Below are 21399 nucleotides of genomic sequence, written 5' to 3' on the forward strand. Positions count from 1 at the left end.
CTGAACACCCCTGGTCAGGAGGCCACCGGCTCGCGCGCCTCGGCAAGGACCGGGTAGTCCGTGTAGCCGTGCTCGCCGCCCACGTACATCAGACCCTTGTCCCGTACGGGGTTGAGCGGCGCCCCGATGCGCAGCCGCTCGACCAGGTCCGGGTTGGCCAGGAACGCGCGGCCGAGCGCGATCAGGTCGGCGCCCGCGGCGAGGAGCCGCTCCCCCGCGCGCCGTCCGCCGTCGGCGGGCAGCGGTACGCCCCAGCCGAGGACCGGGTTGGCGATCAGCGTGCCCGGCCAGCTCTTGCGGATCTCCTGGAAGAGGGGGTTGTCCGGGTCGGCGAAGACGACGTGGAGATAGGCCGGGTTCGCGTCGGCGAGGGCGTCGATGAGCGCCGGATAGATGCTCTCGGTGTCGCCCTCCTCCATGCCGTTGACCGTGAGGCCGGGCGCGATGCGTACGCCGACGCGCTCGGGGCCGATCGCGGCGGCGACGGCCTCGACCACCTCCACGACGAACCGGATGCGTCTTGCCACCGAGCCGCCGTAGGCGTCGGTGCGGTGGTTGGTGCCCTTCGCGAGGAACTGGTGGAGGAGGTAGCCGTTGGCTGCGTGCACCTCCACCCCGGCGAACCCCGCGTCGACGGCGTTGCGTGCCGCGGCGGCGAAGTCGGCCACGGTGGAGTGGATCTCGTCGACGGTCATCTCGCGGGGCATGGCGGCAGCCTTGTGCCCGTTCGGAGTGAAGATCGTGTCCGGCAGCGGGACCGGCGACGGCGCGAGCGGCGTCAGGCCGCTGGTGTCGGGGTGTCCGACCCGGCCGCCGTGCTGCAACTGCAGGAACATCCGACCGCCCGCGGCGCGTACGGCACCGGTGACCTGCCGCCATCCGGCGACGTGCGCCTCGTTGTGGATCGCGGTGATGTTCGGGTACGTCCGGCCCACCGCGTTCGGCGTCGCGGCCTCGGCGATGATCAGGCCTGCGGAGGCGCGTTGGGCGTAGTAGGTGGCCATGATCGACTGCGGGACGCCGTCGGCGTCGGCACGGTTGCGGGTCATCGGGGCCATCACCAGGCGGTTGGGGAGCTGCAGGGAGCCGATGCGGGTGGATTCGAACAAGCGGGACATGGCGGTACCAGCCTTCTTGGTGTGTGCGGTTCGCTGTGCGGTGTTGCTGTCGGGAACGACTCTGCTCGTGGGCGCTTCGGGAAGGCTTATGGTCCGCTGACGGTGCGCTGACCTGCGCTGTGTACGGTGGCGCGTATGCGGTTCGGGGTGCTCGGTCCACTGATGGTGTGGGACAGCGAGGGGGAACCGGTCAGGGTTCCCGAGGCGAAGGTCAGAGCGCTGCTAGCCGCGCTCCTGGTGCACGAGGGGCGGCCGGTCTCCGCCGACCGGCTCATCGACGACCTGTGGGGCGACGCACCTCCGGGCAACCCTGCCAACGCCCTCCAGGCCAAGGTCTCCCAGCTGCGCAGGGCAGTGGGCCGCGACCGCGTCGTACGCCAGCTGCCCGGCTATCGGCTGCGTGCCGACGAGGCCGGGGACGAGGTGGACGCGGACCGGTTCCGGGCTCTGGTGGCCGAGGCGCGGACGGCGGGTGATCCGGGGGCGCGGGCCGCGCTGCTCACCGAGGCGCTCGAGTTGTGGCGCGGGCCCGCGTACGCGGACTTCGCCGACGAGGAGTTCGTGCGCTCGGCGGCGCACCGTCTTGCGGAGCAGCGCCTGGGGGTGCTTGAGGAGCAGGCCGAGGCCCGCCTCGCGTCGGGGGACCATACGCTGCTGCTCGGGGAGCTCACGGACCGGGTGGCGCGGCATCCGCTGCGGGAACGGCTGCGTGCGGTGCAGATGCGTGCGCTGTATCTGGCGGGGCGGCAGAGCGAGGCGCTTGCCTCCTATGCGGAGTTGCGGGAGCGGCTCGCCGATGAGCTGGGGCTCGACCCGGGTCCGGAGCTGGCCGCGCTCCATGAGGCGATCCTGCGGCAGGATCCGGGCCTCTCCCCTGCCCGGCCTTCGCCGGACGCCGCCTCCGCTCGGGGGCCTCGTCCAAGTGGTATGCCCGCCCCGCTCACCGCGCTTGTCGGACGTGACCGATCCCTCGACGACGTACGCCAACTCCTGGATATGGCACGGCTTGTCACGCTGACGGGACCGGGTGGCGTGGGCAAGACGCGGCTCGCGGTGGCGGCCGCGAGGCGGTGTACCGACGACGAGGCGGGGCTCGTCGAGCTCGCAGGCCTGCACGGGGATGTCGCCGACCTCGCGGCGGTGGTCTCCGTCGCGCTCGGCATCCGGGACGACGTTCCTTCCGGGGAGTCCGGCACACCGCGCCTGCCCGCCGAACGGCTCGCCGCCGCCCTGCGCGACCGGCAGCTCCTCCTCGTCCTGGACAACTGCGAACACGTCGTCGAGCCGGTCGCCGAGCTGGCAAGCCTGCTCCTGAGCTCCGCGCCGGGCCTGCGGGTCCTTGCCACCAGTCAGGAACCGCTGGGAATCGCGGGCGAGGCCGTGTACGCGGTCGAGCCGCTCCAACTGCCGGCCGCCGTCCAGCTGTTCACTGACCGCGCCACGGCCGCGGCCCCCGGCTTCTCACTCGACAGCGCCTCCCCCGGGGTCCTCGAAGCTGTCACGGAGATCTGCCTGCGCCTGGACGGCATCCCGCTCGCCCTCGAACTTGCCGCCGCCCGCGTCCGCGCCCTGGGCGTACAGGAGTTGGCGCTGCGCCTCAGCGACCGCTTCCGCGTGCTCACCTCGGGACAGCGTGGCGCGCCTGCCCGGCAGCAGACCCTCCGGGCGATGATCGACTGGAGCTGGGAACTGCTCACCGCACCCGAACGCGTCGTGCTGCGCCGTCTGGCCGTCCAGTGTGACGGCTGCACGCTGGACGCAGCGGAGTCGGTGTGCGCGGGCGGCGGCGTGGTCCGTGAAGAGGTCCTGGATCTCCTGGCCCGGCTCGTCGACCGGTCCCTCGTCCTCATGGCGGACGGCCCGACCGGCACCGCCCCTCGCTACCGGCTGCTCGAGTCCGTGGCCGCGTACGCGACGGAGCGCCTGCGCGAGGCGGCAGAGCTCGACGACGTACGAGGCCGGCATCTGCTCCATTACCTGGAGCTGGCCGAGCAGGCAGAACCACAGCTGCGAGGCGACGCACAGCGGGCATGGCTCGGGCGGCTCGACGCGGAGGCCGCCAATCTGCGCGCTGCTCTCGACGAAGCGATGCGCCGCGCCGCGACCGACGAGTGGGACGCGGCGGCACGGCTCGCCACCGCGCTCTCCTGGTGGTGGCTGCTGCGCGGTCGGCTGAACGAGGCCCGCACCGCATTGTCGGCGACGATCGCCGTCGTCCCCACGGCTGCCGGACCGCGTGTGCTGCACGACGTGTTCGCGCTGCTGACCGGCGGTCCGACCGCACCTGGCGGGCCTCGCACAGCAGCGGTCGCGGACCCTTTGCTCCGCGGCCGGGCGACCTGGCTGCACGCCTACGCGCTGTTCCACTCCGGTGACCCCGCCACCGGCGAGAAGATGAACTCCCGCGCCCTCGAACTCTTCGTCGGCATCGGCGACCCCTGGGGCACCGCGGCCGCGCTCGGCCTCGGTGCGATGCACGCGCTTGTCCGGGGTGAGTTCGCCACCGTCGAACGGGACGGGCCACGCAGCGCCGCGCTCTTCCGCGAGCTCGGCGACCGCTGGGGCGAGTTGCAGACCGCGACGCCGCTTGCGACGCTCGCCGAGATCAAGGGGGACCACGAGGAGGCCTTGCGCCTCCAGCAGGAGGGACTACGCATCGCGGAGGAGCTGGGCCTTGCGACCGAGGTCTCCGCGCGGCTCTCCGGACTCGGCAGGCTGGCGCTGCTCGCCCAGGACTGGGACCGGGCGCGCGAACTGCACGAGCGGGCACGGATGTTGGCCGCCGAGCAGGGATACCTCTACGGCGAGGTCCACTCCCTGATGGGCCTCGCCCTCGGGGCACGCCGCTCCGGCGACCTCGACGGAGCGGAGTCGTATCTGCTGCGCTTGCGCGACAGCTACCCGTCATCGGCGGCGGGAGACCACCTCTTGCGCACCGAGCTCGGCTTCACCGCCGAACTGCGCGGCGAAAGGACCCGGGCTACCGACCACCACCTGCTCGGCCTGGAAGCCGCACTCGCCATCGGGGAGCCCCGCGCGCTGGCCCTCTCGTTGGAAGGCCTGGCGGGCGCGGCGGCACTCGGCGGGGGCACTGGCCCCGCCGAGTGTGCGGCCAGGCTGCTGGGCGCGGCGGCTGCCGCCAGGCGCAGCGTGGACGCGCCGCTGCCGGTCTCCGAGCGCACTGACGTCCACCGGATCACGGCGGCGGCGACCGCCGCCCTCGGCGATGCCACCTTCGCCGAGGCGTTCCGGCACGGCGCCGAGCTGGACCCGGCGACGGCCGCGCACACCGCCCGTGCGGCGTTGGAGCGCGCCGGGGTGAACCAATGACCGGAGAGCCCCACGGCGGCGGCTCAGTCCAGCAACTGTGTGCGCAGGCGGGTGATCAGGGGCTCGTCGACGCCGAGTTGCTTGACCGCGTAGTCGTGCACCGAGCCATAGGTGGCGGTCAGGTCGGACAGGAAGAGGCGCATGATCTCTTCCGGCGCCCGTCCGTATCCGGGCCACTTCAGCGTCCGGGCCGGGTGGGCCGCCGTCCAGTCCGCGATCAGCCGGTCGGTGGCCAGTTCGGTGAGGGCGAAGTCCGCGGCGATGTCGTCCTCGTCCACGCCCAGGAGCGAGAGGACAAGTCCGGCGAGCAGCCCGGTGCGGTCCTTGCCCGAGGCGCAGTGGAAGACCTGCGGGGTGCTCCCGGACGCGATGGCCTCGAGGGCCTGGTGGAGTTCCTCCGCCCCGTCGAGGGCGACCTCCGCGTACCGGTCGGCGAGGAAGCGCCAGGCGTCGAGGCCGGGGTCGATCTCCGCCTGGTCGTAGGGGCGGTGCTCCACGCTGAGGTTGAGGTAGGCGAGCCCTTCCGCCTCGGGCACGCGCCCCTTGGCTTCGATCTCCCACGGATAGCGCAGGTCGATCACTGTGCGCACCCCGAGGCCGAGGAAACGGTCCCAGTCGGCGCCCTGAAGCTTGGCGAGCGAGTCCGATCGGTACAGGCGGCCCCAGCGCACCGTACGACCGTCCGCGGTCCGATAGCCGCCCAGATCCCGGAAGTTGTGCAGGCGCTCGAACTCTATGTGTCGTCTCACCTGCGGAACCCTACGTGGTGGAGCGGGTCACCGAGCCGAGGCGCATGACGCCCCTCACGTCGCGGCGGCGTCTCGGTGCAGCGTGAACCAGAAGGTCGGGACCGGGTTCGTGCCGGGCGTCACCTCGGTCAGCCGCCACCCGGCGAACCTGGCGCGGAGTTCATCCGCGGTGACGCCGGAGATCGGGTCGTCGAAGGCCTCGGGCCCGTACCCGAACATCAGCAGCCGTGCGCCGGGGGCGGCACGCTTCGTGAGGCCGGCGGCATAGGCGTCGCGACCGTGCGGTGGAATCCCGCAGTAGCAACTCAGGTCGAAGAACAGGTCGTACGGGCCGTGCACGCCCACCTCGTCGAGCCGGGTGGCGTCCCCGCACAGCACCGTGACAGCCGCTCCGGCCGCGTCAGCCTTCTCGCGGGCCTGTTGAACCGCGCGGTCGACCAGGTCGACGGCCGCCACCCGCCAGCCGTGCCGGGCCAGATACACCGCGTTGGTCCCCGTACCGCAGCCCAGTTCGAGGACCCGGCCCGGCGTCAGCGCGTGGGCCCCCGCTATCAGGGCGACCAGCTCGGGCGGCGTGACGCCGCTGTCCCACGGCGGCTTACCGTCCCGGTAGTAGGCCTCCAACGCACGGCGTACCGCTGCCTCTTGGCCGAGCTCCACGGCCGTCCGAGTCTCACTCATCGCCGCCCTTTCAGTAAATTAGAGTCTATCTCTAGTGATTGACTCTAGAGATAGACTCTCGGCATGGACGCGGTCAAGGGATCCGGCAAGCAGAACGTCAAGCGCCCCGACAAACGGGCCGAGCGCTCGCGGCGCACCCGCGAAAAGATCGTCACGGCGGCGCGGGACCTGTTCGTCGCGCAGGGGTACGGAGCGACAAGCCTTCAGGAGGTCGCTGACCACGCGGGCGTGGCCGTCCAGACCGTGTACTTCGTGTTCCGCAACAAGCGCGCACTGTTCAAGGACGTCGTCGACACATCCATCGCGGGCGATGCCGAACCGGTCGCCACGATGGAGCGCGATTGGTTCCGCGCCGCGTGCGCCGAGCCCACCGCCGCCGGGCAACTGCGCGCCCATGTACGGGGCGTGTGCGACATCCTCGGCCGAGTCGCCCCGATCATGCCGCTCATCGCGGCCGCATCGGCCACCGACCCGGAGATCGCCGCGCAGTGGCCCGCCGACCAGGACCCGCGCTACACCGTCCAGTACGCCGCGGCGGAGGCGCTGACCTCAAAACCCGACGCCCGCCCAGACGTCGACACCGCCCGCGCCGCCGACCTGCTGTACGGGCTGCTCAGCCCGGAGCTGTACCTGGTCTTTGTCCGAGACCGGGGCTGGTCCCCCGACGCCTGGGAGGAGTGGGCCCGCACGGCCCTGGCTGGCCACCTCTGTACTGACCACGAGTAGGACCGAAAGGAACGGCCGATGCGGGCAGGGACTCCGCCAGGAACGCTGCCGCCTCCCGCAGCGGTGCCGGGGTGACCGGCCTTCCGAGCAGGTGGGACGCCGTCCGTGCCAGTGCCTGGGTCGTCCGGACAGACCCGATGCGAGCGGCGCGGGGAGCGAGGTCGGCGATGAGGTCCTCCGCCTCCTTCCAGGCTCCGGCCCGTGCCAGGGCCGAGAGGAGCTGCGCCGTGAACAGGTTCCGGTAGGAGGGGCCGGGCGCGGTGGCCGCTGCGTACAGAAGAGGAATGGCCTGATCCCATTGGCGCAGCCGGGCAAGGACCCAGCCCTGGTGGCCCAGCAGTTCGGTCTGGTCGATCCACCAGGCCCAGGGCGGGTCGTGACGCGAGACTCCGTCAAGGAACTGGCTCTGGGCGCGGGAGATCAGGTCCGTGGATTCCCGGCGGCCGCCCAGCATCGCGATCGCGTGCGCCTGGCGGATCAGGACGAGGCTGCTGACCCTGGCGGGGAGGGGGCGCGGCCCGGTCACGCGCCCGGCGGTCTCCAGTGCGGCGCGCGGCGCCCCTGTGTGAGCCTTGAACATGCTGTGGTTCAGCAGGACGAAACGTGCCGTCCAGCGGTCGCCGCAGAGCTCCGCCAGGGCGAGCGACCGTGCGTTCATACGGTCGGCTTCGCGGTAGTGACCCGCGTCGAAGAGGATCCAGCCGATGACCTCGCAGAGCTCGGCGAGGGCCGCGAGCCGGTCGCTGCCGTGCGCGCGCAACGTCCCCGGATCGGCCGAGAGTTCCGGAAGGCGCCGCAGGGCCTCGCGCACGGCGGGCATCGCGGCACTCGCGCCGGAGGTGGCGTCGATGGCCACCAGGCGTTCGACGATGCGTACGACCGAGGGGGTCATCCCGCCATGATCGGTCACCCGGTGATGCTTCCGCGAACCCGCTGATGCTTCCGCGAAGCCGCTGATACTTCCGCGAACCCGCTGATCAAGAGCATAATGCTGCTGTATGTGCTGCGGATCGGCATTCTCCGCGTACGAGTCGGGCCGTGAGGAGTCGGTCGATGATGACGCTTCAGATCTCTTTCAGGCAGGGGTGCCTGACCGTCGAAATGCCCCCGGAAGTAGATATCGCCAACGCGGAGACAGTCCGTGAGCAGCTGCGTGAGGTGTGCCGCAGCCGGCTCGACCACGATTCGCGGGGCGGCGTCACCATGGCCGTCGTCGACTGGACCGCGGCCACGTTCCTGACCATGGCGGGCGTGGCGGTCCTGGAGGAATTCAGGCTCGCCACGAAGGAGAGGGCGACTCCGGTCGAGCTGATCAGTGTGGAACAGGCTCTGGCCGCCGCGGGGACGACCGGAAGGTTCGGGCAGTCCCAGGAACCGTGACGGTTCGACGGTTCGTGGAGGGAGTGATGTCCGCGAGAGATGAGGTGGACGGCCGTGACCAACGGAGAACGGCAGCGCCGGGGCACTCCGAGGAGTCATCTGGGCGACCATCTGAGACTGATCGCCCAGTTCAACGAGCAGGCACGGAGGGGGCTGAAGAAGGACTCCGACGACGCCCATGTCTTCATGGCGGTCTACTCGGGCTTCCTCATCGAGGCGGGCGCACAGCTCCGGTCCCAGCTCGACCCGTCCTTGGCGGAACAGGCCACGGTCGCCATCCGCAGGCGGGCCCCCACCGCCACGCGCATGGAACGTGACCTGGCCACCCGGCTGCTCGCGACGCTGTGGGCCGCGGGCCAGACCGCTGGAATCGACACGGCGGACTGGATCCGGGCGGCGCCGGAACTACCGGACATCTGCCTGCGCGCGGCCGCTCTGGTCACGGAGGATTCCGACGGAGGAACTCCTCCGCCCTGATCCGTCCCGATCCGTCCCGATCCGTCTTGATCCGTATCCGTCCTTATCCCAGATTCATCGGTACAGGTCGGCAGGGTGCGAGCGGCCGACGTCACGGACGACCTCGAGCCCGAGGACGCGGTCGAGGTGGGCGAACGTCTCGAACTTGGCGCCGCCCGGTACGTCGGTGGTCTCCGCGAGATCGTCGAGGAGTCGCAGCACGGCCGGGGTGTCGATGCCGTTCTCCAGCGCGGCGTGGGCTGTCCGCACGAGGTCGGCGGGCATCGCCTTGGACGGCCCCTCGGCCCATGTGGCCACGGATTTACGCCAGTTGGCCAGCTTCCCGGCGGCGGCGTCGACGGCTTCGCCGGTCACATCGACGGGTTCGTGGTGCGGACGGCCGAGCAGGAAGAGCCGCAGGGCGAGCGCGTCCCGCTGCCCGCCGTCCGTGGCGAGCGCTTCGCCCACGGACAGGGACACACCGCCCGAGCCTTCGTACGTACGGCTGGTGACGTTCACGGCCGGTGGGCCGCCCAGCGCCTCGGCGAGCTCTTCGGGGGTTCCATGGGCGTCGGCAGGCCGGATGCCCGCGGCGTCCGCAGCCGCGGACGGCGAGGACGTCCACCCGATGAGCACGGTCCGGCCGCCCAGTTCGACGACGCGCGCCAGTACGTCCGCCACCAGGAGGACCCGCAGCCCGGTCAGGTCGTCCGGGTCGTCGGGCCGCGGCGCGTGGGCGCACATCCGTAGCGGTCCGAACCCGGCCAGATCATCAACGATGCTCAGCACACCACCGAGACTAGGCGTTCCGCCCTTCGATGGCACCCGGCCGATGGACCCGCACCCGTTCCAGAATCGCCGACGCGGCGGTCTGTTCCAGGATGTCGGCGATGCTAAGCAGAAAGGCCCGGAGCCGCGGCTCGTTCTCCACGATGACCACCTCGCACGGACCGTGGGAGGTGACGCGCAGCGCACGCTCGCGATGGAGGCGCCGGTCGGCGCCGAAGCCCTCCACCGCGTGGAAGACGGTGGCCCCCGCCAGACCTTGTCCGCGAGCCCGGTGGACGATCTCCGCGTACGCGGGCCGGTGCCGCCACAAGGCCGCACCGGGCAGCTGGATCGTGAGGCGGACGGTCGCTGTACTGCGCGGCATCGGACTCCCCCGCCGGGCTCGCGGGTGCCTGCCCGGCCGGGTGCCGGGCAGGTGGTGCGGTACTGGGGAACGTACTGCGGGAGCCACCGGGCGGGGAGAGTCTGCCTGGCCGCTCAACTCCCGTGATGCGCCAGAACCCTGTGCGGGTCCGGGGCGCCGGGCGCGAGGGCCGGGTCGGCATGCACCAGTGCGGCGGTCAGCTTCGGCACCGCGTGCAGCAGGGCGTGCTCCGCGTCGACCGCGACCTCATGCGCCTGGCGTACGGTCAACTCCCCGTCCACGACGACCGCCACCTCGGCGCGCAGCCGGTGCCCGATCCAGCGAAGCCGCAGCTCGCCGACGTCTCGTACGCCGGGAACTGTCAGGAGGGCCTCCTCCGCCGCGTCGACCAGGGCCGGGTCGACCGCGTCCATCACCCGGCGGAACACCTCGCGCGCCGCGTCCCGCAGGACCAGCAGGATCGCCGCGGTGATCAGCAGGCCCACCAGGGGGTCGGCGAGCTGCCAGCCCAGTGCCGCGCCGCCCGCGCTCAACAGGACGGCGAGCGAGGTGAATCCGTCCGTACGGGCGTGCAGACCATCGGCCACCAGGGCGGCCGAGCCGATCTCGCGGCCGATACGGATGCGGTAGCGGGCCACCCACTCATTGCCGATGAAGCCGATGACGGCAGCGGCGGCCACCACCCAGATGTGCTCCATGGTGCGGGGGTGGAGCAGCCGGTCCACCGCTGCCCAGACAGCGAAGGCCGCCGACCCGGCGATCGTCAGGAGGATGACGATGCCCGCCAGGTCCTCCGCGCGGCCGTAGCCGTAGGTGAACCGGCGAGTGGCGGCCCGTCTGCCCAGCACGAACGCGATGCCGAGAGGGATCGCGGTCAGCGCGTCGGCCGCGTTGTGGACGGTGTCGCCCAGCAGCGCGACCGAGCCGGTGAGCACCACGACCGCGGCCTGAGCCATCGCCGTGACGCCGAGGACGGCCAGCGAGATCCACAGGGCGCGCATACCGCGCGCGGACGATTCAAGCGCCGGGTCGACCTTGTCGGCGGTTTCGTGCGAGTGCGGCTTCACCAGATGCCCGGCCTTATGCCGCCATCGGGCCCAGCGCCCCGCACCACTTGGCCCATGGCCGTGCCCGTGGTGCTCGTGGCCGTGCCCGTGGTGCTCGTGGCCGTGCTCGTGCGGGCGGTGGGAGTGTCCGTGTTGCTGCTCGCTCACGAGGACGGCCTTCCGACGCGGGACGGGAGAGTGGACACCGGACGGCACCCGCACCCATTATGTGCGTATGAGCGCACGCACGCACCTATCACCTGCGCATGGTTCGCACCCGCAAGATCCGGGCGCCGCCCACTTCGCCCATGCGGCCGAGGTCCTCGGCCTCCTGTCCGACCGCACCCGGCTCTCCCTCCTGCACACCCTCGGCAAGGGCGAGGCGGACGTCACGACCCTGACGGCCGCGTGCGGCGCCGCTCGCCCCGCGGTCAGCCAGCACCTGGCCAAACTGCGCATCGCCGGGCTCGTCTCCGTGCGCAGGGAAGGGCGACGCATGGTCTACGGCCCGCCGGACGGCCACCTGCGCCGTGTGGTCGACGAGGTCCTGAACCTCGCCGACCACCACCTCAGCGGCGCGGCAGGACACGACTGAAGCGCCTCAGCCGTAGCTGCGCCTGCCGCGCCGGTAGGCGATCTCCCCCAACGCGATGTCCACGGCCAGGAAGGCGGCGAGCGGGATGCCGAGCAGCGGCACGAAGTAGCCGAGCACGGCGATCACCGCCATCAGCGGGACCAGGACATACGCCGGTACGTCCTGCCAGGCGCCTCGCGGCAGCGGGCGCCCGAAGGAGCCGCCGCGCCCACGCTGCCACCACATGCGGTAGCCCCACACGATCATCGTGATCAGACCGAGGGCGAGAACGGCGAGGGCGATCTGATTGGCGAGCCCGAAGAGCGTGCCGGTGTGCGCGTCGATGCCCCAGCGGGACAACTTGGCGAGCACCGGGTAGTCCGCGAACCGCAGTACTTCGGTGACCTCGCCCGTGGCCGGGTCGACAGCGACGGAATCCTGCTTCTCGGGCCAGCTGCGCTGGATCTGCCGCACGACGTACGCGGACGACGCGTCGGCGGGCGGCACGACCTCCACCGGGTCGGCGAGCCCCTCGGCACGGGCCGCCTTCAGGACGGCATCGAGCCCGACGACGTCACCGCCGGTGGCCCCGGCCGGGCCCGGTCCGCCGTGTCCAGCGTGTTCCCCGCCCGCGGCGCTCGCGGTCAGCTCGGGTGTGGTCTGCCCGATGGCCTCGCGCAGGTCGCCGACACTCTCTCCCGCGTACGTCGACCAGGTCAGCCCCGTCGCCGAAAGGAAGACAAGGCCGGTCGCGGCCCACACACCCACCGAGCCGTGCAGCGAAAGCGTGCGACGGCGCCCGGTGGACCCGCGCACCTTCCGCTGAGCCCGTCGCCGCCCGAACCACAGCACGACACCGCCGCCCGCGATCACCCACAGCCAGCTGGCGGCGAGTTCGCTGTAGAGACGGCCGGGTTCGCCCAGGTGCAGATCGCGGTGGAGTTCGTCGATCCAGGTGCGCAGCGGCAGCGCGCCGGTGGAGCCGTACTGCTCAAGCGCGCCGCGCACTTCACCGTTGTACGGGTTCACGAACACGGCGAGGGTGTACTTCGAGTCCACGCCCGGCGCCCCGGAGAGCAGCACCCGGGTCGTCGCACCGTCCTCCGGCGAGGGTCGCACCGCGCTGACCGTGCCCTCGGGGTGCGCCTTGCGGGCGGCGGCGACCTGCTTCGAGAGGGGGAGCTCGGCCTTGTTCTCGCCTACGGGGACGCGCAGTTCGTGGGAGTACACGATCTTCTCGGCCTGGTACGAGCAGGCGTACAGGAGTCCCGTCGTGGCGGCGATCAGCAAGAACGGCGCGATGAGCACCCCGGCGTAGAAGTGCAGGCGGAGCACGAGCGGACGCAGCGATGCCCATCCGGACCGCCCCGTGGAGGGCGGCGGCAACTGGGTCTCCTGCCCGTCGTCCGGGGCGAGGAGGGTGGGTTCGGCGGACATGAGCTGCTCTCCTGGATCAGAGGTGGTGCGGGTCGGCCGCATGGGGCCGGTCCAGGAGTCGGCTGCACGGGCGGAAAAGTTCCCGGCGGGCCGCCTCCGCGTTTCGCCGCGCGAGCCCTCATCCGGCAAACTGCCCCGATGGACTATGAGTTCTGGAACGACATCCACAGCCGCGGCGGCATCCCCGCGGTCAAGAGCGCGCTGGAGGAGGTGGCCGAGCGCGGCACCCCCGAGGACGTGGACGCCGCGATGGAGCTGGCCTACCAGGTCATCGCCGACGACACCGCCCGGATCCAGGCCCGCGCGGATCAGGCAGAGGCGCGGCTGCGGATGCTGACCGAGGAGGCACGTGAGGTGGGGCGCCAGGTCGACCTGCACACCGCAGCGGAGGGGGCGGCCGCCGAGCCACCGGCACGCGCCGAACGTGAATGACCGTCACGCGGCGCCCCGCCCACCCCCTTCAGGCGCTCTCGGCAGCGATCTCAGCTCACGGTCACCGAGACAACCGGCGAGACCGTGGCGCCGCTGATGACCCGCAGTTCGTTCTTGCCCTTGAGGCCGAGCTTGACGCGCAGGCCGTAGCTGCCGGACGTGTTGGTGACCGTGCTCGCGGGCAGCGCCTTCCACGCCCCGCGCTGCTTCTGCTGCAGGGTCACCTTGCTCCCCGCCTTCAGCCCGGTCGCCTTGCCCGTGATGCGCAGTTCCTGCCAGGCGCGGACGTGGGAGGCGGACGCCTTGGCCGTGAGCGTGGCCGCGGCGGGCTCGGCGCTCGCGTGGACCGGGTGCGGCTCCGGACCGAGTCCGTCGGCGAGCGCGGCGGTGGCGGGAATCAGCAGAGCCGATCCGGCGAGAGCGGAGACGGCGGCGGTGCGCAGAAGGCTGCGGCGGCGGATGTTGCGCATATCGGCAGTGATCCCCTTCGGGGTGTCGGTCAGTCAGTTCGCAGTACTCGTGGTGCTCGTGGTGCTCGTGGCGCTCGTGGCGCTCGTGGCGCTCGTGGCGCTCGTGGCGCTCGTGGCGCTCGTGGCGCTCGTGGCGCTCGTGGCGCGGTGTCCCGCACCACGAGGAACATAAACGTATACAACCGACATTGCGACCACCCCGAGATCACGTAACAGAATCCGAAAAAACCGGCCACGCTCTCCGGCACGCTCCCCCTCCTGCGCCGCGCCGCTCCCCCTGCGCCGCGCCACTCCGGTCAGATCCCCAGGACCGCCTTCGCCGTCATGAAGTAGATGATCAAACCGGTCGCGTCCACCAGCGTGGTGACCATCGGCGCCGACACCACCGCCGGATCGATCCGCAGCCGCTTGGCCAGCAAGGGCATGGTGCCGCCGATGGTCGCCGCCCAGCCGCAGATGATCACCAGGGTGATCCCGACGACCAGGGCGATCTTCGCGCTGACGAACATCGTGCCGACGACCACGCCGACGATCGCGAGCAGTGAGCCGAGGAGCAGACCGACTCTGCACTCCCGCCATATGACCTTCAGCAGGTCCGATCCCCGCACTTCGCCGACGGCCAGGGCGCGCACGCACGCGGTCGCTGCCTGGGCGCCCGCGTTGCCGCCGGCGCCGATCAGCATCGGGATGAACATGGCGAGCTGGGCGGCCTTCTCAAGGGTTCCCTCGAAGGACTGGGTCACGCTGACGGTCAGGGTCGCCGCCACCAGCAACAGGCTCAGCCACAGCGCCCGGTACCGCGCCAGCTGCCACACCGTCGCGGCCATGTAGTGCCCCGCCCAGGGCGCGGCGCCGGACTGCCTGGCCATGTCCTCCGTGTCGGCGGCCTCGATGACCTCGAGCGCGTCGTCGATGGTGAGCAGCCCGACGAGGCGGCTCTCGCTGTCGACGACGGCCAGGTTCAGGTCGTTGGTCTCGCGCATCAGCCGGGCCGCCCGCTCGGCCGAGTCGGTGGCGTAGACGGACACCGGCTCGGTGACGACCAGCGCGGAGACCATCGACTCCGGCGGGCTGAGCACCAGTTCGCGCAGTTCCGCGATGCCGGTGAGGCGCCGTCCGTCGTCCACGACGGGGAGCGTGTAGACCGTCTCGGCCTGACCGCCCTTCTGCCGTACGACGTCCAACGCCTGCTGGACGGTGAGGTCCTGACCGAGCGCCACGACCTCGGGGGTCATGTAGCGGCCGACGGAGCCCTCCGGATAGCCGAGCAGCGCGGAGGTCATCCGCCGCTCGTGCGCGCTCAGTCCCGCCAGTACCCGCTTGGCGACCTTGGCGGGGGCCTCCCGCAGCATCCTCGCCCGGTCGTCGGGGTCCATGCCCTCGACGAGTTCGAGGAAGGTGTGATCGCGAAGACCCTCCAGGATCTGCTGCTGGTCGACCGGCTCCAGTTCCTCGAAGACGGTCAGCGCCCGGTCCTTGTCGAGGAGCCGGAAGGCCATCCCCGCGTTGACCGCGTCCATCCGGCCGAGTTCATCGGCGATCACATGGGGCGGATTGGTCTCGAGCCACTCGAGCGCGGCGTGCAACTGATGGCTCTTGACTATGTCCTGCAGCGAGTCGGGAAGCTCGGGGTGCAGCTCTTCGGGCAGATTCGTCTGAGGCATGGCAGGTCCTCGGCACAGCGGTGAGACACAACGGGGGGGCACGCATCAGGGGCACACCGCGGGCGCCGCTCGCCGTTCCGCCGCTAGCGGCTTGGCAGGACGGTGCCGCGCGGTGGCCGACTCGGAGGTTCGCTACACACGGCAGCCCCACCCCCTGCTCTCACATCTGTTGCCGGTACGCCACGTCGTACGCGCTGTCCGCATCTGCTCGAGCGCGCCGCTGAAGGCTACATCCGCTCGATGAACCCGGTGACATCGCGCCCCGCGTCGGCTCAAATGTGCTGCTGAGTCCGGTTGGTGGCGGGGTCCGTGGCGCTGTGCCGAGTGAACGCCCACAGCACGAGCCCGAGGCAGCTGAACGCGGCACCCAGTGCGCATACGGCGCCCCAGCCTGCCGCCGTGTAGAGGGAGGTCGCGGCGATGGCGCCGGTGGCGCTGCCGATCGAGTAGAAGACCATGTATCCGCCGATCAGCCGACTGCCCGCTTCCGGGTGCAGTGCGTAGATCAGGGTCTGGTTGGTGACATGGACCGCCTGCACGGCGAGGTCGAGAAGGATCACCCCGACGACCAGGGCCCAGAGCGAGCTGCGGGTGAAGGCCAGGGGCAACCACGAGGCGGCGAGCAGTGCCAGAGCGATGCCGGTGGTACGCCGGGAGAGCCCACGGTCGTTCAGGCGTCCTGCCATGGTCGCGGCCAGTGCGCCGGCGACACCGATGAGCCCCAGCGCCCCGATCGCGCTGTGCGACAGGAAGTACGGGGCCTCACTGAGCGGCAGCGCGACGCTGCTCCACAGGGTGCTGAACGCGGCGAAGATCAGCAGACCGAACAGGGCCCGGAGGCGCAGCAGTGGTTCCCGTGCGAACAAGGTGATCGTGGAGCGCAGGAGCTGTCCGTAGCGCAGCGTTGTCGGCGGAGCTGTCGGCGAAGTTGTCGGCGGAGCGGCACTGTGGCTCGGCAGCACTCGGTACAGGACCAGGGCGAGCAGAGCGGTGAGCGACGCCGATGCGAGGTAGACGGCGCGCCAGCCCGCGAGATCGGCGATAAGACCGGATGCGGTGCGGGCGAGCAGGATTCCGGTGACCACGCCGCTGGTGACAAGACCGACGACGCGTCCGCGCCCGTCGGCAGGTGCGAGTGACGCCGCGAAGGCCATCAGCGTCTGCGTGACGACCGCGAGGAGCCCCATCGCGGCCATGCCGGCGAGCAGGATCGCCGCCGTCCGGGCGGCGGCCACCACGGTCAACGCCACTACCAGGAGCAGGAGTTGAGCCACGATGAGCCGTCTGCGGTCGGCCACGTCGCCCAGCGGTACGAGAAAGAAGAGCCCGAGGCCGTATCCGACATGCGTGAGAGTGACCACGGCGCCGACGAGTGCCGGGCTCATGGTGAGGTCGTGGCCCATGGTGACCAGGAGCGGCTGGGAGAGATAGACGTTGGCCACCGCGGCTCCGCAGGCGACGGCGAACAGTATGACGACGCCACGGGACAGGACGAACGCGGAATCCCCGCCCCGGGCCCGACTCCGGACCCCGGTCCCTCCAATCTCCCCTGCCTCGGGCCGTCGTGCCGCCTCGGTCCGCCGCGCTGCCTCGGGCCGTCGTGTCGCAGCCTCACCGTGGTGGTCAGACATCGGCACTCCTCCGCACATCTGAATTCTGGTTTCATCTTGCTACCACTAGCGATGGCGACGGTAGTCTTTCTTGGTAGCATGTTGCAACCGATGTCGGAGAGTGAGTGAGGGACGCCATGGCGACCAGGACGCGCTTCGACGACAGCGAATGCCCCGTCGCCCGCTCGGTGGACGCGATCGGCGACTGGTGGTCCCTGCTGATCGTGAGGGACGCCTTCGACGGAAGCCGGCGCTTCGGGGAGTTCCAGCGCAGCCTCGGCGTGGCCAAGAACATCCTCACCGCACGCCTGCGCACCCTGGTCGCAGGCGGTGTCCTCGAATCCGTCCCCGCCTCGGACGGCAGCGCCTACCGCGAGTACGTACTGACCCCGAAGGGCAAGGCGCTCTTCCCCGTCATCGTGGCCCTGCGACAGTGGGGCGAGCAGAACTCCTTCGCCCCCGGCGAACCGCACTCACAGTTGGTCGACCGCCGACAGGAACAGCCCCTCCGTGCACTGGAAGTGCTCTCCGCGGACGGGCGGCGCCTGAACCCCGACGACACCACCGTCCATAAGATTTCTACTCAGTGATCCAGTCGCTCGCCAGGGCGCGCCGGACGCTCTCGTGGAGCAGGGCGCGCCGCCGCTCGTGCAGTTCCGGCGACTCCCCGGCGGTCGCGGCGTAGACATTGCTGACCGGTGACCAGGCCATGGACATGGCGATCACCATGGCCATCAGGTCGAACGGATCCCCCTCGCGGACCAGACCTTCGGCCTGCGCCTCGGCGATGGCCCGCAGTTTGCCGTCGTCGAGGCGGTCGGGGTCGTCGACCAGATGACCCGCCGGGCGTCGCTCCAGGCGCGCCCAGGTGGCGAGCCGGATGAGATCGGGGCGGCGGAGGTACTCGTCGTAGAGGCGCACGGCCCAGTCCGCGAGGTCGGTGGCGTCGATCGGGACCACGTTGACGATCCGCTCCAGCGAACCGAAGAAGATGGCGTCGAAGAGCCCTTCCTTGTTCCCGAAATAGGCATACAGCTGCGCCTTGTTGGTGCGGGCGGCGGCCACGATCCGTTCGATGCGGGCGCCTGCGATCCCATGATCCGCGAACTCCTGGGTCGCCACCTCGATGATGCGCTGGTAGGTCGCGGCTCCGCGCGAGGTCAAGGGCTGGTCGGCCATGCCCGTCAGGGTACCAAACAGAACAGTTGGTTTGCCTGAGTGGCACCCAAGCCCTACCCTCCAGATAGACCGAACAGTCTGTTTGAGAATCTGAGGAGAGAACGCCATGAGGACCACGGTGAGCTGGCAGGCCGACGGCCCGGCTACGACACTGCGGCGAGCGCCCCTCGATCGGCGCGACCTGCGCCCCGACGACATCGCTGTCCGCGTTGACTACTGCGGGGTCTGCCACACGGACCTGCACGCCGTCCAGGCCGGCGATGACGGCCGATCCCGCCAACCCCTCGTGCCGGGGCACGAGTTCACGGGTGTGGTGGCCGAGACGGGGTCCGAGGTCACGGGCTTCGCCGTCGGCGATCCGGTGGCGGTGGGCAACATCGTGGATTCGTGCGGCACGTGCGCCATGTGCCGGGCCGGTCAGGAGAACTTCTGCCACGCGTTCCCGACCCTGACCTACGGCGGCGTCGACCGCCACGACGGATCGACCACCCAGGGCGGCTACTCCCGCGAGTACGTCGTCCGCGCGGGGTTCGCCTACCCGCTTCCCAGCGGCCTGGACCCGGCCGCCGCCGCTCCCCTGCTCTGCGCCGGGATCACCGTCTGGGAGCCACTGCACGCCCTCGGGGTGGGGCCGGGTACTCGCGTCGCCGTGGCAGGACTCGGCGGCCTCGGTCATCTCGCCGTCAAGATCGCCGTGGCGCTCGGTGCGGAGACCTCGGTCGTCAGCCGGTCGCCGGACAAGGCCGACGACGCGCACCGACTCGGCGCCCACGAGGTGCTCGTCTCCACCGATCCGGAGCAGATGGCCGCCGCCCGCGACCGGTTCGACGTCGTCATCGACACCATCGCCGCCCCGCACGACCTCGGCCCTTACCTGCGCCTGGTCGCCATGGACGGGACGCTCAGCCACCTCGGGCACCTCGGACCCATCAGCCTGGAGACCACCGATCTGCTCATCGGGCGCAAGAAGCTCAGCTCCGCCGGCAGCGGCGGCAGGCCCGCGACCGCCGCCATGCTGGCCTTCTGCGCCGAGCACGACATCACCGCCGACATCGAGCTGCTCCCCTCGGCCCGCGTGAACGAGGCTCTCGACCGGCTCCGGCGCAATGACGTCCGCTACCGCTTCGTACTCGACATGTCCGATCTGGACTGAGGGCGAACCGGCCGCCTCCGTACGGGTCTTGTCCGGCCGGTCGAAGGTCGGGCGAAGGTCGGGCGAAGGTCGGGCGACTTTTGAACAAGTCCGCCGGACTGATCCCGGATCAGCGGTCGAGGGTGATGGCGGCGGCGACGGGCAGGTGGTCGCTGCCGGTGGCGGGCAGCGACCGGACATGGGTGACGGTTGCCGAACGGGTCATGATGTGGTCGATCCTGGACACAGGGAATGCGGCGGGCCAGCTGAAGGCGAGGTCCCGTGCCGCCGAGTCCATCCGCATCCGCGAGGTCACCGGAGTGAGTCCACGGTCGTCCACCGTGCTGTTGAGGTCACCCAGCAGGACCACCTTGTCCAGCTGCTCGGCGGCAAGCACCACGCCGAGCAGTCCTGCGCTCTCGTCCCGCCGACCGGAGCTGAAGCCGTGCCACTGGACCCGGACCGAGGGCAAGTGAGCGACGTACACCGCGACATCGCCCCACGGCGTACGGGCCGTCGACCGCACCCCGCGGTTCCAGTCCTTCCCGACCCCCTCCGGCCTGATGTCCACCGGCCTGACGTCCGTCAGCGGATACTTCGACCAGAGTCCGACCGTCCCCCGCACCGCCCGGTACGGATACTCCGGCGCCAGGACTCTCTCGTACACCGGCAGCGCGGCGGACGTCAGCTCCTCCAGGGCGATGAGATCCGGTCCGGCCCCGGTCAGGGCTCGGGCGGTGCCCGCCGGGTCGGCGTTCACGTCGCTGACGTTGTGCTGAACCGCCGTGATGTCGTACGCGCCACGGTCCTCTGTGGCCATCCGCCCGCCGAAGAGAGTGGCCCAAACGGCGGCGGGCAGCAGCAACGCCACAAGGGCGCCGGCCGAGCGGCGCAACAGGGCCAGGACGAGCAGCAAGGGAACGGCCAGGCCGAGCCAGGGCAGAAACGTCTCGAGGAGACTCCCGAGACGCCCGACGGTGTTGGGCACGGCGGAGTGGAAAGCCAGCAGGGCGGCGGTCAGCACGGCGAGCGACGCGAGAACCCGGCCGCGCGCCCAGGCTGACCGGCCTGTCGCATCCACGCCCCACTTCAGCAAGGCGCTGCTGCACAGCCATCGCCGCACCCCTGCGATCCGCGCCCCCGTACCGCTGCCCACCTGTGCCACCTGCTCCACTCAGTTCCCCGTCTCCCCCGCTCCCCCGGCCGTGAGCGCGACGTGCCTGCTACGACGCACTACCGGGTGATCAGGTTCCGGCGGCCGCCGGATGCGGCCTGCGCGGGCAACGGGAACACTGGGGATCGCGTGCCCGCACACACGCGCCCACTCTCCGTCGAAGGGACATACCGTGGCCGACCTCTACGCCCTTGTCGGCGAGCACCTCGAGAAGGCCCGCACCGCCGCACACGGGCGCAGCGCCGAGCTGCTCCTGCACGACGGTCCGCTGCGACAGAGCCTCATCGTGCTCACCGCCGGCACCGAGCTCGGTGAGCACGAGTCGCCCGCCGCCGCGACCCTGTTCGTCCTGCGCGGCCGGGTCGGGCTCACCACGACGAGCGGGGCGCTCGAACTGGGCGAGGGAGAATTCGCACCCGTCCCGCACGAGCGCCACGGCCTGACCGCTCTGGACGACTCGGCCGTCGTACTGACCGCCGTCACCCGAGTCTGAGCCGACGGCACTACGCGGTGCGGAAGGCACTATCGCGGTGCGATGGCCTTGACCCACGCCTCGACGGCGATGACGTCCGCCCACTGCGGGAACAGTTTCCCGGTCAGAAGCTCGTGCACCTCGGGGTCCAGGTCGAGGCAGGCGTCCGACAGGACGGTGAGTCCGAGGTCCCGGTCGTTGGCGTGACACGCGGTGTGCAGCACCACCCCGCTGGTGGCGATCCCGGTGAGAACAAGGCTGTCGATGTCGCGCGCCCTGAGCACCAGGTCGAGGTCACTGCCCGAGAACGCGCTCCCGCGCCGCTTGGTGACCACGGTGTCGCCCGGCTCGGGCGCGATGTCCGGATGGATCTCGGTGCCGGGCTCGCCCTCGACGTGCAGCCCCGCCCGCACCACGGCGGTGAGCGCCTTGTTGCGGGTGCTGACGTCCGGACAGCCCGGCCGTAACGCCATGGCCACGTAGATCACGGGAATGTCCGCCGCGCGGGCACCGTCGATCGCCCGGCGCAGGCGCGGCAGATATCCGGAGCCGTCGTCGGCAAGGTCCACGATCTCCCGCTGGACGTCCATCACGAGGAGGGCGCTGTCCGCCATGT

At 70.9% G+C, this 21399-nt stretch carries 24 protein-coding genes; 10 read left to right on the plus strand and 14 right to left on the minus strand.

Annotated features, from left to right (window positions below; all coding sequences use genetic code 11):
* Positions 1-14: 14 nt before the first annotated feature.
* A complete protein-coding gene (locus tag ACGFSB_RS19890; protein WP_393400729.1) occupies positions 15-1118 on the minus strand; it encodes an alkene reductase in 1104 nt (367 codons plus the stop codon).
* Between the two features lie 135 nt (positions 1119-1253).
* Here ACGFSB_RS19890 and ACGFSB_RS19895 point away from each other — a divergent pair, with 135 nt between their 5' ends.
* Entirely contained in the window at positions 1254-4448 is a 3195-nt protein-coding gene (locus ACGFSB_RS19895; RefSeq protein WP_393400731.1) for a BTAD domain-containing putative transcriptional regulator, read from the plus strand.
* 23 nt (positions 4449-4471) lie between these two features.
* Here ACGFSB_RS19895 and ACGFSB_RS19900 read toward each other — a convergent pair whose 3' ends face one another.
* Positions 4472-5197, minus strand: a complete 726-nt coding sequence (locus ACGFSB_RS19900; RefSeq protein WP_393400733.1) for a tyrosine-protein phosphatase — start codon at positions 5195-5197, stop codon at positions 4472-4474.
* 54 nt (positions 5198-5251) lie between these two features.
* Positions 5252-5878: a class I SAM-dependent methyltransferase gene (locus ACGFSB_RS19905; RefSeq protein ID WP_393400735.1), complete on the minus strand. Its 627-nt coding sequence runs from the start codon at positions 5876-5878 to the stop codon at positions 5252-5254.
* A 63-nt stretch (positions 5879-5941) separates the two neighbouring features.
* On the opposite strand from ACGFSB_RS19905, the gene ACGFSB_RS19910 reads away from it, so the two are divergent.
* The gene (locus tag ACGFSB_RS19910) at positions 5942-6604 is read left to right on the plus strand and encodes a TetR/AcrR family transcriptional regulator (protein ID WP_393400737.1); all 663 of its coding nucleotides are present in this window, start codon (positions 5942-5944) and stop codon (positions 6602-6604) included.
* Here ACGFSB_RS19910 and ACGFSB_RS19915 read toward each other — a convergent pair.
* The gene (locus tag ACGFSB_RS19915; RefSeq protein ID WP_393400739.1) at positions 6492-7496 is read right to left on the minus strand and encodes a DNA-binding protein; all 1005 of its coding nucleotides are present in this window, start codon (positions 7494-7496) and stop codon (positions 6492-6494) included. The genes ACGFSB_RS19910 and ACGFSB_RS19915 overlap by 113 nt on opposite strands.
* A gap of 161 nt (positions 7497-7657) precedes the next feature.
* Here ACGFSB_RS19915 and ACGFSB_RS19920 point away from each other — a divergent pair, with 161 nt between their 5' ends.
* The gene (locus tag ACGFSB_RS19920) at positions 7658-7984 is read left to right on the plus strand and encodes an STAS domain-containing protein (RefSeq protein WP_393400741.1); all 327 of its coding nucleotides are present in this window, start codon (positions 7658-7660) and stop codon (positions 7982-7984) included.
* 54 nt (positions 7985-8038) lie between these two features.
* The gene (locus tag ACGFSB_RS19925) at positions 8039-8461 is read left to right on the plus strand and encodes a hypothetical protein (protein WP_393400743.1); all 423 of its coding nucleotides are present in this window, start codon (positions 8039-8041) and stop codon (positions 8459-8461) included.
* Between the two features lie 54 nt (positions 8462-8515).
* Here the strand turns inward: ACGFSB_RS19925 and ACGFSB_RS19930 are convergent, their stop codons facing one another.
* From ACGFSB_RS19930 to ACGFSB_RS19940, 3 genes are all read right to left on the minus strand, one after another.
* On the minus strand, positions 8516-9229 hold the full coding sequence (locus ACGFSB_RS19930; protein ID WP_393400746.1) for a hypothetical protein: 714 nt from the start codon (positions 9227-9229) through the stop codon (positions 8516-8518).
* A gap of 10 nt (positions 9230-9239) precedes the next feature.
* Complete coding sequence (locus ACGFSB_RS19935; protein WP_393400748.1) at positions 9240-9593, minus strand: DUF190 domain-containing protein; 354 nt, start codon at positions 9591-9593, stop codon at positions 9240-9242.
* A gap of 113 nt (positions 9594-9706) precedes the next feature.
* The gene (locus ACGFSB_RS19940) at positions 9707-10807 is read right to left on the minus strand and encodes a cation diffusion facilitator family transporter (protein WP_393400750.1); all 1101 of its coding nucleotides are present in this window, start codon (positions 10805-10807) and stop codon (positions 9707-9709) included.
* 67 nt (positions 10808-10874) lie between these two features.
* Between ACGFSB_RS19940 and ACGFSB_RS19945 the strand changes: the two genes are divergently transcribed.
* Positions 10875-11234: an ArsR/SmtB family transcription factor gene (locus ACGFSB_RS19945; RefSeq protein ID WP_393400753.1), complete on the plus strand. Its 360-nt coding sequence runs from the start codon at positions 10875-10877 to the stop codon at positions 11232-11234.
* A gap of 6 nt (positions 11235-11240) precedes the next feature.
* Here the strand turns inward: ACGFSB_RS19945 and ACGFSB_RS19950 are convergent, their stop codons facing one another.
* Entirely contained in the window at positions 11241-12650 is a 1410-nt protein-coding gene (locus ACGFSB_RS19950; protein ID WP_393400755.1) for a PepSY-associated TM helix domain-containing protein, read from the minus strand.
* 138 nt (positions 12651-12788) lie between these two features.
* On the opposite strand from ACGFSB_RS19950, the gene ACGFSB_RS19955 reads away from it, so the two are divergent.
* Positions 12789-13082, plus strand: a complete 294-nt coding sequence (locus tag ACGFSB_RS19955) for a hypothetical protein (protein ID WP_393400758.1) — start codon at positions 12789-12791, stop codon at positions 13080-13082.
* A 50-nt stretch (positions 13083-13132) separates the two neighbouring features.
* Here ACGFSB_RS19955 and ACGFSB_RS19960 read toward each other — a convergent pair whose 3' ends face one another.
* Positions 13133-13552, minus strand: coding sequence for a hypothetical protein (locus ACGFSB_RS19960; RefSeq protein ID WP_393400761.1), 420 nt, complete (start codon positions 13550-13552; stop codon positions 13133-13135).
* A gap of 22 nt (positions 13553-13574) precedes the next feature.
* Here ACGFSB_RS19960 and ACGFSB_RS19965 point away from each other — a divergent pair, with 22 nt between their 5' ends.
* The gene (locus ACGFSB_RS19965; protein WP_393400763.1) at positions 13575-13724 is read left to right on the plus strand and encodes a hypothetical protein; all 150 of its coding nucleotides are present in this window, start codon (positions 13575-13577) and stop codon (positions 13722-13724) included.
* Between the two features lie 124 nt (positions 13725-13848).
* On the opposite strand, the gene mgtE is transcribed toward ACGFSB_RS19965, so the two are convergent.
* Together mgtE and ACGFSB_RS19975 are read right to left on the minus strand one after the other, a co-directional pair.
* On the minus strand, positions 13849-15216 hold the full coding sequence (gene mgtE, locus ACGFSB_RS19970) for a magnesium transporter (protein WP_393400764.1): 1368 nt from the start codon (positions 15214-15216) through the stop codon (positions 13849-13851).
* 272 nt (positions 15217-15488) lie between these two features.
* The gene (locus ACGFSB_RS19975) at positions 15489-16847 is read right to left on the minus strand and encodes an MFS transporter (RefSeq protein ID WP_393400766.1); all 1359 of its coding nucleotides are present in this window, start codon (positions 16845-16847) and stop codon (positions 15489-15491) included.
* A gap of 116 nt (positions 16848-16963) precedes the next feature.
* Between ACGFSB_RS19975 and ACGFSB_RS19980 the strand changes: the two genes are divergently transcribed.
* Positions 16964-17416 (plus strand): winged helix-turn-helix transcriptional regulator, encoded by a 453-nt coding sequence (locus ACGFSB_RS19980; RefSeq protein WP_393400769.1) that lies wholly within the window; start codon positions 16964-16966, stop codon positions 17414-17416.
* On the opposite strand, the gene ACGFSB_RS19985 is transcribed toward ACGFSB_RS19980, so the two are convergent.
* On the minus strand, positions 17406-18005 hold the full coding sequence (locus tag ACGFSB_RS19985) for a TetR family transcriptional regulator (RefSeq protein ID WP_393400772.1): 600 nt from the start codon (positions 18003-18005) through the stop codon (positions 17406-17408). The two genes, ACGFSB_RS19980 and ACGFSB_RS19985, sit on opposite strands and share 11 nt — an antisense overlap.
* 106 nt (positions 18006-18111) lie before the next feature.
* On the opposite strand from ACGFSB_RS19985, the gene ACGFSB_RS19990 reads away from it, so the two are divergent.
* Positions 18112-19158 (plus strand): NAD(P)-dependent alcohol dehydrogenase, encoded by a 1047-nt coding sequence (locus tag ACGFSB_RS19990; RefSeq protein ID WP_393400774.1) that lies wholly within the window; start codon positions 18112-18114, stop codon positions 19156-19158.
* 109 nt (positions 19159-19267) lie between these two features.
* Here ACGFSB_RS19990 and ACGFSB_RS19995 read toward each other — a convergent pair whose 3' ends face one another.
* Positions 19268-20218, minus strand: coding sequence for an endonuclease/exonuclease/phosphatase family protein (locus tag ACGFSB_RS19995; protein WP_393401175.1), 951 nt, complete (start codon positions 20216-20218; stop codon positions 19268-19270).
* Positions 20219-20483: 265 nt separating this feature from the next.
* Here ACGFSB_RS19995 and ACGFSB_RS20000 point away from each other — a divergent pair, with 265 nt between their 5' ends.
* Positions 20484-20804, plus strand: coding sequence for a cupin (locus ACGFSB_RS20000; RefSeq protein ID WP_393400776.1), 321 nt, complete (start codon positions 20484-20486; stop codon positions 20802-20804).
* A 29-nt stretch (positions 20805-20833) separates the two neighbouring features.
* Here the strand turns inward: ACGFSB_RS20000 and ACGFSB_RS20005 are convergent, their stop codons facing one another.
* Positions 20834-21397 (minus strand): cysteine hydrolase family protein, encoded by a 564-nt coding sequence (locus ACGFSB_RS20005; RefSeq protein WP_393400777.1) that lies wholly within the window; start codon positions 21395-21397, stop codon positions 20834-20836.
* Positions 21398-21399 lie beyond the last annotated feature (2 nt).

It is taken from the genome of Streptomyces sp. NPDC048441 (assembly GCF_043200235.1).
In the GTDB taxonomy this organism is placed as follows: Bacteria; Actinomycetota; Actinomycetes; order Streptomycetales; family Streptomycetaceae; genus Streptomyces.

Bases quoted from the DNA above. Each gene is read 5' to 3' on its own strand.
- ACGFSB_RS19890 (WP_393400729.1), bottom strand. From the start codon at position 1,118: ATGTCCCGCTTGTTCGAATCCACCCGCATCGGCTCCCTGCAGCTCCCC.
- ACGFSB_RS19895 (WP_393400731.1), top strand. From the start codon at position 1,254: ATGCGGTTCGGGGTGCTCGGTCCACTGATGGTGTGGGACAGCGAGGGG.
- ACGFSB_RS19905 (WP_393400735.1), bottom strand. From the start codon at position 5,878: ATGAGTGAGACTCGGACGGCCGTGGAGCTCGGCCAAGAGGCAGCGGTA.
- ACGFSB_RS19910 (WP_393400737.1), top strand. From the start codon at position 5,942: ATGGACGCGGTCAAGGGATCCGGCAAGCAGAACGTCAAGCGCCCCGAC.
- ACGFSB_RS19915 (WP_393400739.1), bottom strand. From the start codon at position 7,496: ATGACCCCCTCGGTCGTACGCATCGTCGAACGCCTGGTGGCCATCGAC.
- ACGFSB_RS19920 (WP_393400741.1), top strand. From the start codon at position 7,658: ATGATGACGCTTCAGATCTCTTTCAGGCAGGGGTGCCTGACCGTCGAA.
- ACGFSB_RS19935 (WP_393400748.1), bottom strand. From the start codon at position 9,593: ATGCCGCGCAGTACAGCGACCGTCCGCCTCACGATCCAGCTGCCCGGT.
- ACGFSB_RS19945 (WP_393400753.1), top strand. From the start codon at position 10,875: ATGAGCGCACGCACGCACCTATCACCTGCGCATGGTTCGCACCCGCAA.
- ACGFSB_RS19950 (WP_393400755.1), bottom strand. From the start codon at position 12,650: ATGTCCGCCGAACCCACCCTCCTCGCCCCGGACGACGGGCAGGAGACC.
- ACGFSB_RS19955 (WP_393400758.1), top strand. From the start codon at position 12,789: ATGGACTATGAGTTCTGGAACGACATCCACAGCCGCGGCGGCATCCCC.
- ACGFSB_RS19960 (WP_393400761.1), bottom strand. From the start codon at position 13,552: ATGCGCAACATCCGCCGCCGCAGCCTTCTGCGCACCGCCGCCGTCTCC.
- mgtE (WP_393400764.1), bottom strand. From the start codon at position 15,216: ATGCCTCAGACGAATCTGCCCGAAGAGCTGCACCCCGAGCTTCCCGAC.
- ACGFSB_RS19975 (WP_393400766.1), bottom strand. From the start codon at position 16,847: ATGTCTGACCACCACGGTGAGGCTGCGACACGACGGCCCGAGGCAGCG.
- ACGFSB_RS19980 (WP_393400769.1), top strand. From the start codon at position 16,964: ATGGCGACCAGGACGCGCTTCGACGACAGCGAATGCCCCGTCGCCCGC.
- ACGFSB_RS19985 (WP_393400772.1), bottom strand. From the start codon at position 18,005: ATGGCCGACCAGCCCTTGACCTCGCGCGGAGCCGCGACCTACCAGCGC.
- ACGFSB_RS19990 (WP_393400774.1), top strand. From the start codon at position 18,112: ATGAGGACCACGGTGAGCTGGCAGGCCGACGGCCCGGCTACGACACTG.
- ACGFSB_RS20005 (WP_393400777.1), bottom strand. From the start codon at position 21,397: ATGGCGGACAGCGCCCTCCTCGTGATGGACGTCCAGCGGGAGATCGTG.